Below are 14,625 nucleotides of genomic sequence, written 5' to 3' on the forward strand. Positions count from 1 at the left end.
AGATTTGGGATTTTAGATTAAAAGTCTTTATTACAAGGCTGTGATCAAAATTTCCAGCTAGAGTAATTATGCTAACTTGGAATCATTTTTTTGCTTCGGCTTTACCTGAGATTCCAAAATCACACCGTAGAGTGGGCTGGTTTGCATCAATTCCTCGTGAGTGCCTTGTGCCACCAATCGTCCTTTATCCATGAGAAAAATCCGATCGGCATTCTTGACGGTGCTAATGCGTTGAGCTACTACAAAGGTTGTACAAGCTTTTTGGCGCATTAAGTCATCTAGTTCGGCTTGAATCTGGGCAGCAGTTTTGGCATCCACAGCCGAGGTACTATCGTCCAAAATCAGAATGCTGTAATCGGTCAGTAAGGTACGAGCGATCGCAATTCGTTGTTTTTGTCCACCAGACAAGCCCACGCCCCGTTCACCAACAATCGTCTCGTAGCCATCGGGCAGACTGCTAATAAAATCGTGCATTTGTGCAGTTTTTGCAACCTCAATCACCTGTTTTAGAGTTGCATTGGGTTTTGCATAGGCAATATTTTCGCGGATTGTGCCGGAGAAGAGGGTGGTTTCCTGAAATACAATGCCAATATGCGACCTGAGGCTTTTGAGCGTGAAACTTCGGACATCTCGTCCGTCAATGCGAACCTCTCCCCCTGTAACATCGTAAAAGCGGGGAATTAAGTTCATAATTGTGCTTTTCCCGGAACCAGTCATCCCGAGAACGGCGATCAGTTCGTTGGGTTTGGTTTCAAAGGAAACTTCTTTGAGAGTTTCGCTTGTCGCTCCTGGATACCGAAAGGAAACATTTTCAAAGGTAATTCTACCACCGCAGGTTTCAAATGGAACAGCACCGGGGCGATCGCGAATTTCTACCTCCGCATCTACAACTTCGTAGACTCGTTCGGCGGAAGCAGCTGATTGAGCGATCGCAGGTGCAGCAAATCCAATCAACAAAATAGGTTGGAGAATCAACGCTAGGTAGGAGTTAAACGCCACCAGTTCGCCAATGGAGAACCTATGCCCAATCACCTGCGCTCCCCCGTATGCGAAAACTGCCAGTGTTACCAAATTACTCAGCAAAAATATCAACGGGAAGGTATTACGGATGGCGCTAATTGTCTTCATGTTTGCCTTGATTAGGCCATCATTCATCGTCGTGTAACGCGACCTTTCAGTTGACTCGCGCACAAACGCTTTCACTACCCGTATTCCTAGCAAGTTCTCTTGCAATACAGCATTCAGTCCGCTCAGTTGCTCTTGTACTTGCCGAAAATGTTTGTTATTCCGAGTGATAAATTGTGCCATCAACCATGCATTTAGCGGCACTGCCGTTAGTGTAATCAGTGCTAATTTCCAGTTCATCACCAGCAAAATCACCGAAACACATACCAATGTCACAACTCCACCAATTACCTGAATTAAGCTGGTACCAACAAAGGTACGGATCTGCTCAATGTCGCTGGTGACACGGGTTAGTAGTTGGGAAGTCTGCGCCTGGTCATGAAAGCTGAAACTGAGATTTTGAATCTTGCTGAAAATTTTGTTTCGCAGGTCATAAGCAACACCCTGAGACGCTGCTTCTGCTAGATAGCTTTGTCCAAAGTTAAATACACCACGAGCGATCGCCGCGACTACCATCCAGGCGGCGCTGTATAGCACAACTTGGAGGTTTTTTTGTGTGATACCTTCATCAATTCCCCACCGAAATAGTTGCGGCGTAAGTGCGTTGGCGATCGTCAACAGCAACAGGCTGGCTAAGGCTCCCAGCGAAGTCCATCGGTAAGTGCTTAAACTCTTAAGCACGCGCTGGGTTGACTGTATCGACGAAGTTTCCTGGAGTTCTGGTTGCTGAACCAATGGTATTTACCCCTGTATCTTTGGAAAATTATCTCGTACTTTGATTGTATAAAACCAATGGGCCAGTTGAGAGTGGGGAATATGGGATGGAGAGCAACTTTCCTATTTATGGGGCAAATTCCGAGTTTTGGGACATTGGCATGGGAGAATACCTTTTTGGCAAGCATTGCGGCTAATCCATTTCAAGACCTAAGAAAACCAAACAACAAGTATAATGGCTGAAAATTTTCATAGCAATTCCCAACTTCCCTCGGATATCTCAACTGCTATTAGTCGCACAGCAAAGCCAAGTTCTGAGTTTTACTCTATTTTTTCTGAAGAAGAAGTTTTAGGGATAATTCATGCATTAGAAGTCAGACGAGAAATACCTCTAAAGTATTCTTATAAAGGGAGAGGCGCAAAAATATGGGATGATTTTTATCGAAAATACATTATTCCTAGATGGTATCGAACATCAAATGTAGAAATTGACCTTTTAAAGGACAACTTTAAATATTTTAATGGCAATATTAAAAGTGGCGAAAAAGTCAATATTATAGACGTTGGTGCCGGAAATTCATATCCAGTTAAAAATTTTATTCTCAGACTTAACAAATTAGATAAAGTTAATAAATATATTGCTTTAGATATTAGCGATGAATTACTTCATTTATCCAGAAGTAATTTTAAAAAATGGTTTCCTCTAATCGAGTTTATAAGTTCCACAATTGATATAGAAAATAGTTGTATACCCAAAATTTTATTCCAGAATCAAGCTAGTCTTGAAATTGACGACACAGCAAAAATATTTTTCCACTTAGGAGTTACGATTGGTAATCATCAAAATAGAGATGGGGTACTCAAAAACTTTAGAGATAGCATGGGAAAAAATGATTTTCTAGTGTTCACTAACGAAACTGGCTCTAACTCTAAATGGGATGGAAAAGTTAGAGGTGGCTGCAAGTATCATGTAGAAGAAGTATATGGATGGGTTAAAAACAAGATTGGAATTAAATCTGAAGATTGTGAATTGGTGAGAAAGTATGATTTAAAAACAGATAGTATAGTTGCTAATATGAAACTTCGTCATAATTACACTATAAATTTCAGTCGGATGGGGATAGATAAAAAGATTGAAATCTCTGAAGGTGAAGAGATTACTATTTGGCGACATCATAAGTATGAAATGCCTAAACTTTTGCAAGAAATAGAACGTTCTGGATTACAACTTATTCACTATAGTACTGACAAATATAAATCACATATTATGGTGATTTGTAAAGTTGCCAGTAACTAAGTAATTGGACTTTGGACAAGTTCCACAGGGAGCATCCCAAATGTGTAAAAACATAATTTTTCGGCAGAGAGGCGGAATCACTCAGCGCTTGACCAAATAATTATTAATTCATAATTCATAATTCATAAATTTTATGGGTTCAGAGCAACCACTTATAGTGTACTGCTGCGGAGTCCAAGCTACGCCTAGCGTCTGTCTGCGACACGCTATTCGCGTTCGTGAGTCCGCGTACTCCTGCGGAGGACAAGATACGCTTTTAGCGTCTGTCTGCGACACGCTATTCGCGTTCGTAGAGAGCGTCTTGCAATTATGAATTAGTAATTATTAATTATGAATTAGATTGACGATTCATTAATTTTTTGAGCATTTGCTCCCATCTGTGCGCTCAGTGGCGGGTAGTTCCCGCAGGTGCCTTCGGTTGTGTGGGGGTTGGCTTTTGTTTGGTTTTGGGTGGAATAACATATGCTACTGCACCAAGCCCAGCCATTCCACCGCCTATGATATACATAATATTTTTAGTGAAGTATTGGGAGCCAATGTATCCAAATGTGATTGCTGTCACTGTTGTGACGATCATTTGAGGTAGTTTCATAATTTAAAATACTGTTGTTTGTTTAATGAATAAAGGAGTGATTCCTGCTCTCTGGCAATTGGTACTATTCATTAATTTGTCGCTGAGGCTTTTCACCGAATGAGGCACTAGCAACAAAGCTAAATAAACCAACTAGCATCCAGCCCAAGCAGATATGCTTTCGTATCTGCCATTCATGCTGCTTACTGAGGGTAACTGATGAGAGATTCGTCTCAATAATTTCTAACCCCCAACATGAAAGCGTGCCTATCCCAAACAAGCAACTACTCGCAATAGAGGCAATCGCGATTGTGTTTAGAATCCGAACAGTAAAACTCGGATTTCTCACAACAGGCTTTTGCTGGCGGCGATTACGGAGCAGGGCTAATTCGTCTGTGCCTAGACGCTTTAGATGCTCTTGTTGAATCATCAGAGGGTAAGCAATTTGTTGATTATTAGTCATTTGTTGTCACCAGCATGTAGTTTTAATAGCATTGACCGAGATTCTATGTCAACCGAGAGATTTCCACTTCAATCCACCTACGCTTGTGCGATCGCAAGACACATCAAAACTGCAATATTCCCAGAAACGGATCTGACAGCGATCGCAAGCGTGTCGATTAACAAGTTTCTTGCAAAAATGGCATCAGGTCAAAATAAGCCAATAGTTTTTTAAGCGAATCTGTTAATACTATAGAAACCCCTATTGCACCGACAATTTGAACTATCATTACTAAATTTACTACAAAAGAGTGAGTCAGGGCGCAGCTGACGGCTGCGCCCTGACTCGCGCTCCTTGGTCGTCTACTACAGCATCATTTACTGTGCCAATCTTCTCATCAGTCCCTGGACATACACACCCATTCCTTTGATGTCGTTACCTTCAATAGTATTACGGTAGTCTGTATCAAATTCACTTATTTTCTGGACTGGCATTATTTTATTGCTTAAAATATTGCTGTATCTTTTTTATAAATTATACAATTTAGTTTATATAAATCTTCTGTCCAAGGATTGAGTTCAATCCTCTTGATATTTAATCAATAGAAGTAATTAAATATAGTTTGATCACCCGAAAGTATGATGCAAAATGTTATTTTAGTATTAATGTATTACTGGTGATTAAATTTAATCTAACTAAATACTTATAACTTTTGTGACTAGCTTCTCGCATTTATGTAACTAGTTGCTAGCATTTAGCTAACTACGTGCTATCAGCAAATATCATGTCTAAAGTTTGCTAAATCGATACATACCATCAAATCTAGCTAGTTAAATATCTTTATTAATACCTTACACTTAAATCAAATATCCTCAGATTGTTAAAAATTTATTGCCTGAAGTCGTAATACTTGTTCTATCACTCTTGTTGAAGACGAAATTTATTCCAAAAGATTGATGAAAAGTAAATCTAAAAATGCCTAAATATTATTAAAGTCCTAACAAATTTGCAAACAAATATTTACCAGTGCCGCTAAGGAGTAATAAGGAGAAATAATGGACTTAAACATCGGCGTGCTATAGGCGTATTTAGTAAACTTTAAAACTGCTCTCATTGCAGAAAATCAGGAGATAATTATGGATACAGAATTACAGCAACAGCAGTATGTCGATGCTGCCTCCCAAAGCCAGATAGAAGAACTTAAAGGTTCAGAGTCTGGAAACCTGGCTATGTTACCACCTTCCTCGGTAAATGAAGAACAATCGCAAACAATTGGTAGACAGATTTCTATATTTTGGGCAAAAATACCTGAGTACATAGGTAGATTCTACCAAGAATACAAACTACCGATTATCAGCTTTGCTTTGCTTGTGATAGCGGTTACGGCACTGAGAATTTTTCTAGCAGTACTCAACGCAATAAATGATATTCCACTAGTTTCTCCATTTCTCCAATTAATTGGGCTTGGTTACACAATTTGGTTTACTTTCCGCTATTTGCTCAAAGATTCCACTCGGCAATAATTAGTAATAAAAATTCGCTGGCTTAAATAAGAAATTCTAGGCAGAGAAGAATTACAGACTTTAAGCTAACTAAAGTATAGTGGCGATCGCAAAAGTTTTTTCGCCATATATACATGTGTATTTGAACTTTTGGTCAAGTAAAAAGCCGAGTTTTACTATCGAGATGCTCAACATCGCCCTATCTGGGTAACACCGCCACAAGAGGGCATTCGTGTTCCAGAGGAGGAGGCACAACAATACCGGGACTTTCAAGGATATAATAACCGTCCCACAGGGCGAGACTTGAGGGGTTTGGGTGAAGCTCCTGTTCCGACAAATTAATTTTTTAGATATTGTTTAGTTCCCCAGTAAAACATAAGATAAATGCTCACTATACTCAGAGTGCAATCGACGCGATGTTACAGTTTTAATATTGTTGACAAGTTTTGATAAGTCAACCGATGGGTGAGTTTCAAAAAGTGTATGAATTAAATGTACATCAAACGCGGTCTAGGTTCAGGAACTGGACGCTTTAAATCTTTAGCTGTTTCAATCCATTCCTGCATAACTAATTCTACATTATGCAGGGCTTCTTGATAAGTATCGCCGTCAGTAGCACAGCCTGATAACTCTGGCACTTCAGCAATAAAGGCTTGATCTAATTCACTCCAGTAGAGAATAATTTCATAACGAAACATCATTTTTACTTCCTAGCTTATACTTGAGAATCACTGCGCGAACTTGTTTAATTTGATAGCTTTTGGCTTTTCCTTTCTTATGTTGCAGGTTCAATATTTCCTCAACATCGGCTTTGATAAAAATCCGATGATCGCCACGAATCCGCTCATCAAAGCCTAGTCTATATAAAAGTTGCCATAGTTGGGCGAAAGGGATGTCTGTATCAGAAGTCCCAGAGAGAATTTTTTCTAAGATTTTGTCTTGCTGACTCACGTTTTTCTGACTGTCTTAATGTTTGTTTTGACTATCGTGAAGGCGTAAAACCGTGGCGAATTGAAAGTTGCAATTTAAACGCATAGGCGCTTCTCTACGAGACGCTACGCGAACGCCTTCCCGCAGGCTAGGCACGCAGAGAATTCGCTACGAATTAATAAAATGTTGTACTTAGCCTCTAAAGGCAACAGTACGCCTATTAAGGGTTAACATCAGTATAAATAATTAGCAGTTTTACAGCAGTTATTTTAACATTCACCCTGAGCTTATTTGCAAAATTGAGTTTATCTTCTCCAAGGCTGAAGACTGGAGAAGTGAACTTGCACAAGCAGCGAGTCTTTATAGCGATTCTTAGATAAATAAAATACACCTAACTTCATATAAGCCAAGAACTACAATATAGAGTTCTGCTGACTCCCCAAGAAGCGGGCATATTGAACCCAACTGAGAACCGCTATACCCAAATTTACAAGTGATATAAGCAACTACAGAGGGCAAATTGTTAAGATTGCTCATATCATAGGCTGAGGTATAAATCCGTCTCAGTTAATGTTTAATATTGAGTAATAAATATAACGTAAATATGAAAAATCAAATTCTAGGCGCAGCCGCATTTTTAACCACGATTATTTTGACAACAACCGTACAAGCAGCAAATTCTGAACATGTTAAGCAGTTATTGGCAACCAAACAATGTCAAAACTGTGATTTGACTAGTGCAGGTTTAGTGATGGCTGACTTATCTGGAGCCAATTTGAGCGGTGCTAATCTCACAAATGCTAACCTCAGCCGTGCAAACTTGAGCGGCGCAGATTTGCGGGGTGCAAACTTAAGTGGCACTAGTTTATTTGGTGTTAACCTCAGCGAAGCTAAACTTGGTGGGGCAAATTTGACGGGTGCTGATTTGAGAAATACTTATTTAGCAAATGCAGAACTGACTGGCGCTTACCTGAGTGGCGCTAACTTTCAGGGTGCAGTTGGTATACCATCACAAATTGCTTCACCAGAAGAATTTTATTCTTGGGGTGTAGCAGAAGGGCAAAAAGGCAACCAACAGCAAGCAATCAGTTATTTTAATCAAGCGATCGCTATTAAACCAGAATATGCGGGTGCTTATTTAGCTCGTGGTGTCGCCCGTTACCAAATACTAGATAGGCAAGGTGCATTCCAAGATGCCCAAGTTGCTGAAAAATTGTTTACATCCCAAAGCAACAGCCTCGGAATGCAAACAGCCCAAGCTTTTATTAAAGAACTGCAAACACCCGTAAATGATAAGGTAAGCACTGGTAGCCCCAGTTTCGTTGACTTTTTGGGAAGTCTTGGCTCAATCTTGCTTCAGTTCTTCCCTTTTTGAGTGCTTCCTTTTTGAGAGAGAAATTTGAAAGAACAGAGGGATAATGACAAATGACAAATGACAAATAACAAATAACAAATGACTTTATCTAACGAATTATGGGCAGCAAATGAAGACTTAGCCCAAGCTTGCCTAGAGCATCCTTTTGTTAAAGGCATTGGCGATGGTACTCTTGAGCAGGTGAAATTTGCTTACTACGTAGGGCAAGATGCTTTTTTCTTAGAAGCTTTTGCCCGTGCGTACAGTATCGCCGCAGCTAAAGCACCAGACTGGTTAGGTTTCACCACATTTCATAACTTAGCTAGTGGAGTTTTAGAAGAACTGCGGCTGCATACTGGCTATGCTTCTGAGTGGGGAGTCAATTTGCATTCTGTAGAACCAGGAACTGCCACGCGCCGCTATACTGACTTTTTGTTAGCAACTGCTTGGAGTGGAGATGTGGGTTTAACTGCTGCGGCGATGTCTCCTTGTATGCGTTTGTATTCTTTTTTGGGAGAACAGTTGGCTGGTAACGGTATTCCTAATCATCAATATGCAGACTGGATTCGTACTTACAGTAGCGCAGACTTTCAGCCACTAACGCAACAATTAGAAAGTTTAGTTGACAATTATGCCACTATTAATCCTGTTGTGCATTCAACCTATCGTTATGCTATGTTTTGTGAGCGCGACTTTTTTCAGGCTGCGTGGCTTTTGGAGTAGTCTGTTTAATTAAGTTGGCGAGAAAAATTCACTTTATCTAAATAAATATAAAACTAACAAGCTTTTACAGATTGTCTCGTTAAGAGTCTCCGACTGGAAATGCCTAGTGGAGGCTCCGCCTCAAGAAAGAGCAGCAGAGCCGCAATGAGGTGCATTTCCAGCCTCTGCCTGGAAACGAGGTTTTTTTGCGATCGCATCTCGTATTCTAATCAATTGATTAGACATCTTCAAGATTAAAGTCAAATATAGTGGACAGGGTTTTGTGCATTAAATTGAATGCTGCAATTGACGATCCGACCGTCTGAAAATTTCAGAACAAGCCTGCCATTATCCAAGCAATAACTGTTATTTTTATCAAATATTCCTTCTATCATCTGCGTACCCGAAAAATTCACAACTTGGACGTGTGTAATTTTTTGAACTTTATCGGCTGCAACAATCCATGCCGCAGACTCAGACTTAGCAAGCAAATCCAAGAGATTATCGTTTGTTCTAACTTGAAGTATGAGCTTCGACATGATGAGTAAAAATAGAAGTGGCGGATCAATTCAGGTGGATTATTGCAACAAAGGAGTTGTGCCGTTGCCGTTAGTTGGCTCACTCGCAATTGCAGTTTGGGTGGGTTGAGTGACGCAAACCGCTACAATTGAAGGAACTTGTGAAATAGATTTTTTACTTCGCTTTCGACTAGAGCCGCCCGCTTTTGAATACTCCATGCTGTTTTTGCCGTAGATAGTCGCGATTCCACTGAGCATCCTTTGAGACAGTTCCGAGAGTGTTTTGTCCATCTGAGTTATCGTCCTACGAGATTCTTCAACATTAGACAAAAGCGTATTATGGGCTTCTAGCGTCGCACGAGTGTTCGCGATGAGGCTGGTGTAAGCTTCAATGCTTAATCCGTGCCCTAAATCTAGATTCTCATGAATGGATTTAAGCAGGGCGAGACGGCGTTGAGCTTTGTCTACAGCAGCAGAACCGCGAGTTTTTAAAGACATGGGAGATATTTCTTCAATAGTTCTATTTCAAGATAGTGGGATACGTTTGTACGTGATAACAGTAATTTTGTGGATTTAATTAACAGCTTCGATTAAAAGTTAGTCTGTATTTTTACATATTCATTTGTATCTGTCGTTGTTTGGGGATAAACCAACCAGTGACGGCGTAGGCGTAGGCATCGCCCAAATAGCAAATGAGGTCGCCCAAATAGCAAATGCGATCGCCAAAATAGCAAATGCGATCGCCAAAATAGCAAATGAGGTCGCCAAAATAGCAAATGCGATCGCGGAAATGGCAAATGCGATCGCCAAAATAGCAAATGAGGTCGCCCAAATAGCAAATGCGATCGCCCAAATAGCAAATGAGGTCGCAGAAATAGCAAATGAGGTCGCCAAAATAGCAAATGCGATCGCCAAAATAGCAAATGCGATCGCTGAACGTTTAAAAACTTTATAATAACCCTATGAGCGATCGCCTGTTGTGGAAGAGTGAGCGATGTCTACGACGGGCTATGACGCTCTCTACGAGACGCTAAAAGCGAACGCGGACTCGCTACCGCTACGCTATCGGTGACGCATTATTTAGGTATTCAATTTTTAATAGCTGCTTGACTTGTATCGCGTGTAAGTCGCGAAAGTGATTCTAGTTGTAGCTTGAGGCGATCGCAGTGAAACCCAACGAATAATCTATGATCAAGAAGCAGACTTGATTTACTGGAGTGCTTTGCATGGTTTCAGCAGAATTAATCTCCACTTTGCGAGAACTTAGTCGAGCAGATAAGTTTTACATTATGCAGGTTTTAATCTCAGAATTAGCCCAACAGGAAACCGAGCTGATTAAGCCCGATCAGTCCTATCCTGTGTGGTCGCCTTATGATGCAGTTGAAGCCGCAGATACCATGTTAAAAGTGCTACAAGCTGCTAAAACTCACTTACCGTAGGTATCACTGTGTATATTTAACTTAAAGACAAAAAAGTATAATAGTGAGCATCAAACCCATATTTGTTAGAATATCTTTTGTTACTAAAGAGAGAGAAGTTATCTGGTGGACTCTACATTTAACTGGAAACTGGAACAGACTTTAGTAGAAAAAGTCATAAATCTGGCTAGTCAACGAGGACAATCTCCTGAATCAATAGTCAGTGAAGCTGTTAGGTTATATCTCGAAACCCAATTCCTAGAAACAGTTGATAATGCTGTGTCTGACCCATTAATTGGCTTATTTGCAGGAACACCTGATTTGGCTACAAACTCAGAAGATATTCTCCAACAGGAGATTACTGAAAAATCTGGTTGGACGTGGAAATAACCTTAGCGGTAGCTGATACGGGTTTTGTTGTAGCATTGTTGAATCGTTTAGATGCAATGCACAGTGTTGTTGCAACAGTATATATACAACAAAAACAAATTCTGTTACCCCAAACAGTATTAGCAGAATTAGCTTATTTAGTGGGACGTAATGCAGGTATAGCGACAGTAGTAGCTTTTTTACAAGGACTATCTGCGAGTCGATTTAGTTTAGTAGCTTTAACAGACCAAGATGTAATTCGTGTCGCCCAAATCTTGGATGAGTATGCAGATAGTCGGATTGATTTTGTAGATGCAAGTGTTATGGCAATAGCTGAACGCTATGGGATTAAAAAAATATTTACTTTAGATCAGCGAGACTTTAGATTATATCGGCCTCAGCACTGCGATAGCTTTGAGATTTTGCCTTAAATAAATAATAGTTAACAAAAGAGCGTAGACGCTTCTTCGGCTTGTCGTTAGACATCGCCTGTTATGGAAGAGTGTGCGATCGCAATAGTTATTCTGATAAACAAGCACATATCAAGCCTGTCTAGGTTTATTTGTAAAATAAAGAAATGCAGTCTGTCTGTGTATATTTGACTTAGAATCCAGAGAAGTAGAAGTGTAAATTTTATGTCTAATTATCAAGAAGTACTACTGCAAGCTCAAAGCCTAACTCCTGAAGAGCAAATACGTTTAATTGAATACTTGTCAAGCTTAATTCGTCAACAGGTGACGATGACACCTAAGCCAAAGCGTAGTATCCTCGAATTACGTGGGTTAGGTAAAGAAATCTGGAATGGCGTTGATGCTCAAGAATACGTTAATCAGGAACGTGATTCATGGAATGGCTAATCCAGTTACAGGGGCAAATTGTCGGTTTGGATACTGCTCCACTGATTTACTTTATTGAAGAAAATCCTAATTATTTGGATGTTACAGATGCTTTTTTTAAAGCGATGTTTCGTGGTGAGTTTAGTGTTATAACATCAGTTTTGACTATCACGGAAGTGTTAGTCTATCCCTTGCAACAAGGAAACACAGCATTAGCTCAACAATATCGTGAAATTCTATTTAATTCCCAAGGTTTAACAGCTATCGAAGTTTTTTCCGACATCGCTGAAAATGCGGCACAATTAAGGGCAGATTATAACTTAAGAACCCCAGATGCTATTCAAATGGCTACTGCTATTCGTGGAGATGCATCATTTTTATTGACAAATGATGCGCGGTTGCCGTCTTTACCAGCGTTATCAGTGTTAGTGTTGGATACACTCATAGTTTGAGTCTTTTTGTATGTTGCGATCGCCTTACAGAAAACCTTAAAAATAAAGCGATACCTACGGTGAGCTACGCTAACGCACTTCGTATGTTAATCAATTCACCAGATATCTTCAAAATTAAGCACAAATTCAGGTAGTATATCTTCTGCTGATAAACTAGCAGGAGATTGCAGTACTTCAACATCTCTACCAAAGCGATAAATTTCTACTTGCCGATTTTCTAAATCAATTAACCAACCTAATCTAGTACCGTTGTCTCGGTACTCTTGCATTTTATTTTGTAGCCTTATTAAACAATCAGTATCAGAACGCAATTCCACGACAAAATCAGGACATACAGGCGGAAATCTCTCTTTTTGCTCCTGTGTAAGAGAATCCCATCTGTCACGTCTTAACCAAGATGCGTCAGGCGAACGAACTGCCCCATTTGGTAAAATAAACCCAACCGAAGAAGCAAAAGCTATACCTATTGACTCATCACGATTCCACACTCCAAGTTGAGCAGTTAAATTAGCATTGCGGTTGCTGGTTAAGCCTCCAACTAGAGGCATTAGTAGCAATGTGCCATCAGGATTACGCTCAAATCTGATTAATTCATTAATCTGACATAACTGGAAGAATTGCTCATCTGTTATTTGAAGAACAGGGGCAAAGTTGATAGTTAACCCATCCATAGAAAAATTTAAACTTGAATATTCCCATAAAATTTAATATACAAGCGATCGCACTCCCCCATTACCAAAGCGATACCTCCGGTAAGCTGCGCTAACGCTGATTGTATAATGGCATTGTAGGCGATCGCCTTACAGAAAACCTCAAAAACAAAGCGTAGACGCTTCTTCGGCTTGTCGTTAGACATCGCCTGTTGTCCAAGAGTTTATGATCGCCTTACAGAAAACCTCAAAAACAAAGCGTAGACGCTTCTTCGGCTTGTCGTTAGACATCGCCTGTTCTGGAAGAGAAGTGCGTTAGCGTAGCTCACCGTAGGTATCGCCTTGCAGAAAACCTCAAAAACTAAGCGATCGCCTGGGTAGAACAATAATTTACTAAGCTGTTGCAAATTCTGTAAATTTTCTCACATCTGGAGGCTGAAAAGCTAACACAATATCGTTGCTACTTACACCTAACTTCATTAATTCAGTCGCTATTCCTTCTTCTGTCCAGTCTTCTTCTATGAAAATTTTCTCATTTTTAATCCGAATATGAACATGAGTATACTTAAGTCTTTTGCTACCTTGCCAATCTACAGTTAACCAGAGATAATGATCGTGATTTTCATCAAACACTAAGCAATTTTCAGCATTTTTATCAGGTGATTGACGAGATAAATTATCATATTCAGTTAGCACCTGCTTAATTAACTCTCGATATGCTATTAATGTATCCATAAAGTAATTTCCTCCCTCTCATTATTAAAAATAATAAATTCAATTTGCTGAAGTTTAACTACTGCTTGAATAGATTTTCTTTGAAAGAAAGTATCAAATACTGTATCTCTGATGGCTAGATAAATTTTATAGTTTTTATTGGCTAGTTGTAAAATATCGCGGTATAGAATATATTGACCTAAAGCATTTTCAAAATCTCTCATGGGAGAAGGACTGATAAAACTCTTGATTTCTACAACTATTTTCCGTCCTTCTTGTTCTGCTAATAAGGCTTTTTACTACAATTAAATCAGCATAAAGTTCTGCATCTTCATACTGCAAAAAATAAGGGTCAGCTATAATTATCCAGCCATCTTTAATTAAGGCATTTTTAACAGCATCAGTGTTAGGTTCGCGTCTGCCACGATTTTGGATCTCTGCGACCATGAAAAATTGCCGTCACTATTACTCGACTCGACACAATCCGATAGTACACAGCATAGGGAAATCGTCTCACTACTGCTCGTCGAATATCACCGTAGACAATTACATAGGATTCTGGCATCTGAGAAATTCGATTCACCGTTTCGTCTGCACAGTCTAAAAACTCGTCACCCAGACCGGGTTTCTGACTCTCGTACCAACTGTGTGCATCATTGAGTTCTTCTCGAACCTCTGGGCGAAACACCAGGACATAATTCATTGCTGCCCCTTAATTGATGCTTTGATTTCCTCCCAAGTCAGCACATTATCTGGATTTGAATTATAGTCAGAAGTTCGACGATCAAGCTCTCGCTTTTGTGCATCTGTTAAATCAGGGTAAACTTGCTCCGCAGCGATGGTATCCCAAATTGCCTGTACAATACGGATTCTATCTTCAACACTGAGAGTTGCGATTTCGTTCAAAGTAGCTGTGATATCCATGCTGATTAACTTGGAGTGAGGAAGCAAATGGTACACCTTAAATATAGCGGACAAGATTTTGTCCATCAAATCAAACGCTGCATCTGCTTTGATGCCTAACAGTGCGA

General features: G+C 39.9%; 24 protein-coding genes and 1 pseudogene. 11 read left to right on the forward strand and 14 right to left on the reverse strand.

The genetic code is table 11. The features are described from left to right. Window positions 1-66: 66 nt before the first annotated feature. A complete protein-coding gene (locus tag HWQ23_RS23865) occupies window positions 67-1,860 on the reverse strand; it encodes an ABC transporter ATP-binding protein (RefSeq protein WP_292833727.1) in 1,794 nt (597 codons plus the stop codon). A gap of 214 nt (window positions 1,861-2,074) precedes the next feature. Here HWQ23_RS23865 and HWQ23_RS23870 point away from each other — a divergent pair, with 214 nt between their 5' ends. Beyond that, on the forward strand, window positions 2,075-3,136 hold the full coding sequence (locus HWQ23_RS23870) for an L-histidine N(alpha)-methyltransferase (protein ID WP_292833729.1): 1,062 nt from the start codon (window positions 2,075-2,077) through the stop codon (window positions 3,134-3,136). A gap of 385 nt (window positions 3,137-3,521) precedes the next feature. Here HWQ23_RS23870 and HWQ23_RS23875 read toward each other — a convergent pair whose 3' ends face one another. Both HWQ23_RS23875 and HWQ23_RS23880 read right to left on the reverse strand, forming a co-directional pair. After that, the gene (locus HWQ23_RS23875; RefSeq protein ID WP_292833731.1) at window positions 3,522-3,728 is read right to left on the reverse strand and encodes a hypothetical protein; all 207 of its coding nucleotides are present in this window, start codon (window positions 3,726-3,728) and stop codon (window positions 3,522-3,524) included. Between the two features lie 64 nt (window positions 3,729-3,792). Next, entirely contained in the window at window positions 3,793-4,170 is a 378-nt protein-coding gene (locus HWQ23_RS23880) for a hypothetical protein (protein WP_292833850.1), read from the reverse strand. Between the two features lie 45 nt (window positions 4,171-4,215). Between HWQ23_RS23880 and HWQ23_RS33720 the strand changes: the two genes are divergently transcribed. Together HWQ23_RS33720 and HWQ23_RS23895 are read left to right on the forward strand one after the other, a co-directional pair. Next, complete coding sequence (locus HWQ23_RS33720) at window positions 4,216-4,383, forward strand: Y-family DNA polymerase (RefSeq protein WP_375466570.1); 168 nt, start codon at window positions 4,216-4,218, stop codon at window positions 4,381-4,383. A gap of 902 nt (window positions 4,384-5,285) precedes the next feature. Then, window positions 5,286-5,672: a CAAD domain-containing protein gene (locus HWQ23_RS23895; protein WP_292833735.1), complete on the forward strand. Its 387-nt coding sequence runs from the start codon at window positions 5,286-5,288 to the stop codon at window positions 5,670-5,672. 336 nt (window positions 5,673-6,008) lie between these two features. Here the strand turns inward: HWQ23_RS23895 and HWQ23_RS23900 are convergent, their stop codons facing one another. From HWQ23_RS23900 to HWQ23_RS23910, 3 genes are read right to left on the reverse strand one after another with little or no spacing between them, the layout of a single operon-like run. Beyond that, the gene (locus HWQ23_RS23900; protein WP_292833848.1) at window positions 6,009-6,140 is read right to left on the reverse strand and encodes a transposase; all 132 of its coding nucleotides are present in this window, start codon (window positions 6,138-6,140) and stop codon (window positions 6,009-6,011) included. Continuing rightward, complete coding sequence (locus HWQ23_RS23905; RefSeq protein WP_292833737.1) at window positions 6,140-6,352, reverse strand: type II toxin-antitoxin system HicB family antitoxin; 213 nt, start codon at window positions 6,350-6,352, stop codon at window positions 6,140-6,142. Before HWQ23_RS23905 ends, HWQ23_RS23900 begins: the two co-directional genes overlap by 1 nt. Next, on the reverse strand, window positions 6,336-6,602 hold the full coding sequence (locus HWQ23_RS23910; protein WP_292833739.1) for a type II toxin-antitoxin system HicA family toxin: 267 nt from the start codon (window positions 6,600-6,602) through the stop codon (window positions 6,336-6,338). Before HWQ23_RS23910 ends, HWQ23_RS23905 begins: the two co-directional genes overlap by 17 nt. Window positions 6,603-7,185: 583 nt before the next feature. On the opposite strand from HWQ23_RS23910, the gene HWQ23_RS23915 reads away from it, so the two are divergent. Then, window positions 7,186-7,956, forward strand: a complete 771-nt coding sequence (locus HWQ23_RS23915; RefSeq protein WP_292833741.1) for a pentapeptide repeat-containing protein — start codon at window positions 7,186-7,188, stop codon at window positions 7,954-7,956. A 78-nt stretch (window positions 7,957-8,034) separates the two neighbouring features. Then, window positions 8,035-8,658: a TenA family protein gene (locus HWQ23_RS23920; RefSeq protein ID WP_292833743.1), complete on the forward strand. Its 624-nt coding sequence runs from the start codon at window positions 8,035-8,037 to the stop codon at window positions 8,656-8,658. Between the two features lie 239 nt (window positions 8,659-8,897). Here HWQ23_RS23920 and HWQ23_RS23925 read toward each other — a convergent pair whose 3' ends face one another. Beyond that, window positions 8,898-9,176 carry a hypothetical protein gene (locus tag HWQ23_RS23925; protein WP_292833745.1) on the reverse strand — a complete coding sequence of 93 codons (279 nt, stop codon included), beginning with the start codon at window positions 9,174-9,176 and terminating at the stop codon, window positions 8,898-8,900. Window positions 9,177-9,215: 39 nt separating this feature from the next. Further along, window positions 9,216-9,653 (reverse strand): hypothetical protein, encoded by a 438-nt coding sequence (locus HWQ23_RS23930; RefSeq protein ID WP_292833747.1) that lies wholly within the window; start codon window positions 9,651-9,653, stop codon window positions 9,216-9,218. Between the two features lie 136 nt (window positions 9,654-9,789). Between HWQ23_RS23930 and HWQ23_RS23935 the strand changes: the two genes are divergently transcribed. The 6 genes from HWQ23_RS23935 (at window position 9,790) to HWQ23_RS23960 (ending at window position 12,230) form a co-directional block, all read left to right on the forward strand. Further along, on the forward strand, window positions 9,790-10,110 hold the full coding sequence (locus HWQ23_RS23935) for a hypothetical protein (protein ID WP_292833749.1): 321 nt from the start codon (window positions 9,790-9,792) through the stop codon (window positions 10,108-10,110). Window positions 10,111-10,381: 271 nt separating this feature from the next. Next, window positions 10,382-10,594 (forward strand): hypothetical protein, encoded by a 213-nt coding sequence (locus tag HWQ23_RS23940; RefSeq protein ID WP_292833751.1) that lies wholly within the window; start codon window positions 10,382-10,384, stop codon window positions 10,592-10,594. Window positions 10,595-10,699: 105 nt separating this feature from the next. Continuing rightward, entirely contained in the window at window positions 10,700-10,963 is a 264-nt protein-coding gene (locus HWQ23_RS23945) for a hypothetical protein (RefSeq protein ID WP_292833753.1), read from the forward strand. Then, window positions 10,954-11,373, forward strand: coding sequence for a type II toxin-antitoxin system VapC family toxin (locus HWQ23_RS23950; protein ID WP_292833755.1), 420 nt, complete (start codon window positions 10,954-10,956; stop codon window positions 11,371-11,373). The genes HWQ23_RS23945 and HWQ23_RS23950 overlap by 10 nt, the downstream gene beginning before the upstream one ends. 204 nt (window positions 11,374-11,577) lie before the next feature. Further along, on the forward strand, window positions 11,578-11,799 hold the full coding sequence (locus HWQ23_RS23955; RefSeq protein ID WP_292833757.1) for a hypothetical protein: 222 nt from the start codon (window positions 11,578-11,580) through the stop codon (window positions 11,797-11,799). Next, window positions 11,787-12,230, forward strand: coding sequence for a type II toxin-antitoxin system VapC family toxin (locus HWQ23_RS23960; protein WP_292833759.1), 444 nt, complete (start codon window positions 11,787-11,789; stop codon window positions 12,228-12,230). The genes HWQ23_RS23955 and HWQ23_RS23960 overlap by 13 nt, the downstream gene beginning before the upstream one ends. Window positions 12,231-12,325: 95 nt before the next feature. On the opposite strand, the gene HWQ23_RS23965 is transcribed toward HWQ23_RS23960, so the two are convergent. The 6 genes and pseudogenes from HWQ23_RS23965 to HWQ23_RS23990 form a co-directional block, all read right to left on the reverse strand. Further along, a complete protein-coding gene (locus HWQ23_RS23965) occupies window positions 12,326-12,901 on the reverse strand; it encodes a Uma2 family endonuclease (RefSeq protein WP_292833761.1) in 576 nt (191 codons plus the stop codon). A gap of 8 nt (window positions 12,902-12,909) precedes the next feature. Next, window positions 12,910-13,086, reverse strand: coding sequence for a hypothetical protein (locus tag HWQ23_RS23970; protein ID WP_292833763.1), 177 nt, complete (start codon window positions 13,084-13,086; stop codon window positions 12,910-12,912). A gap of 187 nt (window positions 13,087-13,273) precedes the next feature. Further along, window positions 13,274-13,615: a XisI protein gene (locus HWQ23_RS23975; protein ID WP_292833765.1), complete on the reverse strand. Its 342-nt coding sequence runs from the start codon at window positions 13,613-13,615 to the stop codon at window positions 13,274-13,276. After that, a pseudogene (locus tag HWQ23_RS23980) lies at window positions 13,603-14,041 on the reverse strand (XisH family protein). Before HWQ23_RS23980 ends, HWQ23_RS23975 begins: the two are co-directional and overlap by 13 nt. Further along, window positions 14,001-14,297: a type II toxin-antitoxin system RelE/ParE family toxin gene (locus tag HWQ23_RS23985; protein WP_292833767.1), complete on the reverse strand. Its 297-nt coding sequence runs from the start codon at window positions 14,295-14,297 to the stop codon at window positions 14,001-14,003. The pseudogene HWQ23_RS23980 and the gene HWQ23_RS23985 overlap by 41 nt, the downstream one beginning before the upstream one ends. Beyond that, on the reverse strand, window positions 14,294-14,518 hold the full coding sequence (locus HWQ23_RS23990) for an addiction module protein (RefSeq protein ID WP_292833769.1): 225 nt from the start codon (window positions 14,516-14,518) through the stop codon (window positions 14,294-14,296). The genes HWQ23_RS23985 and HWQ23_RS23990 overlap by 4 nt, the downstream gene beginning before the upstream one ends. Between the last annotated feature and the right edge of the window lie 107 nt (window positions 14,519-14,625).

The sequence above is a fragment of the Nostoc sp. JL33 genome (assembly GCF_017114985.1).
Lineage (GTDB): Bacteria > Cyanobacteriota > Cyanobacteriia > Cyanobacteriales > Nostocaceae > Nostoc.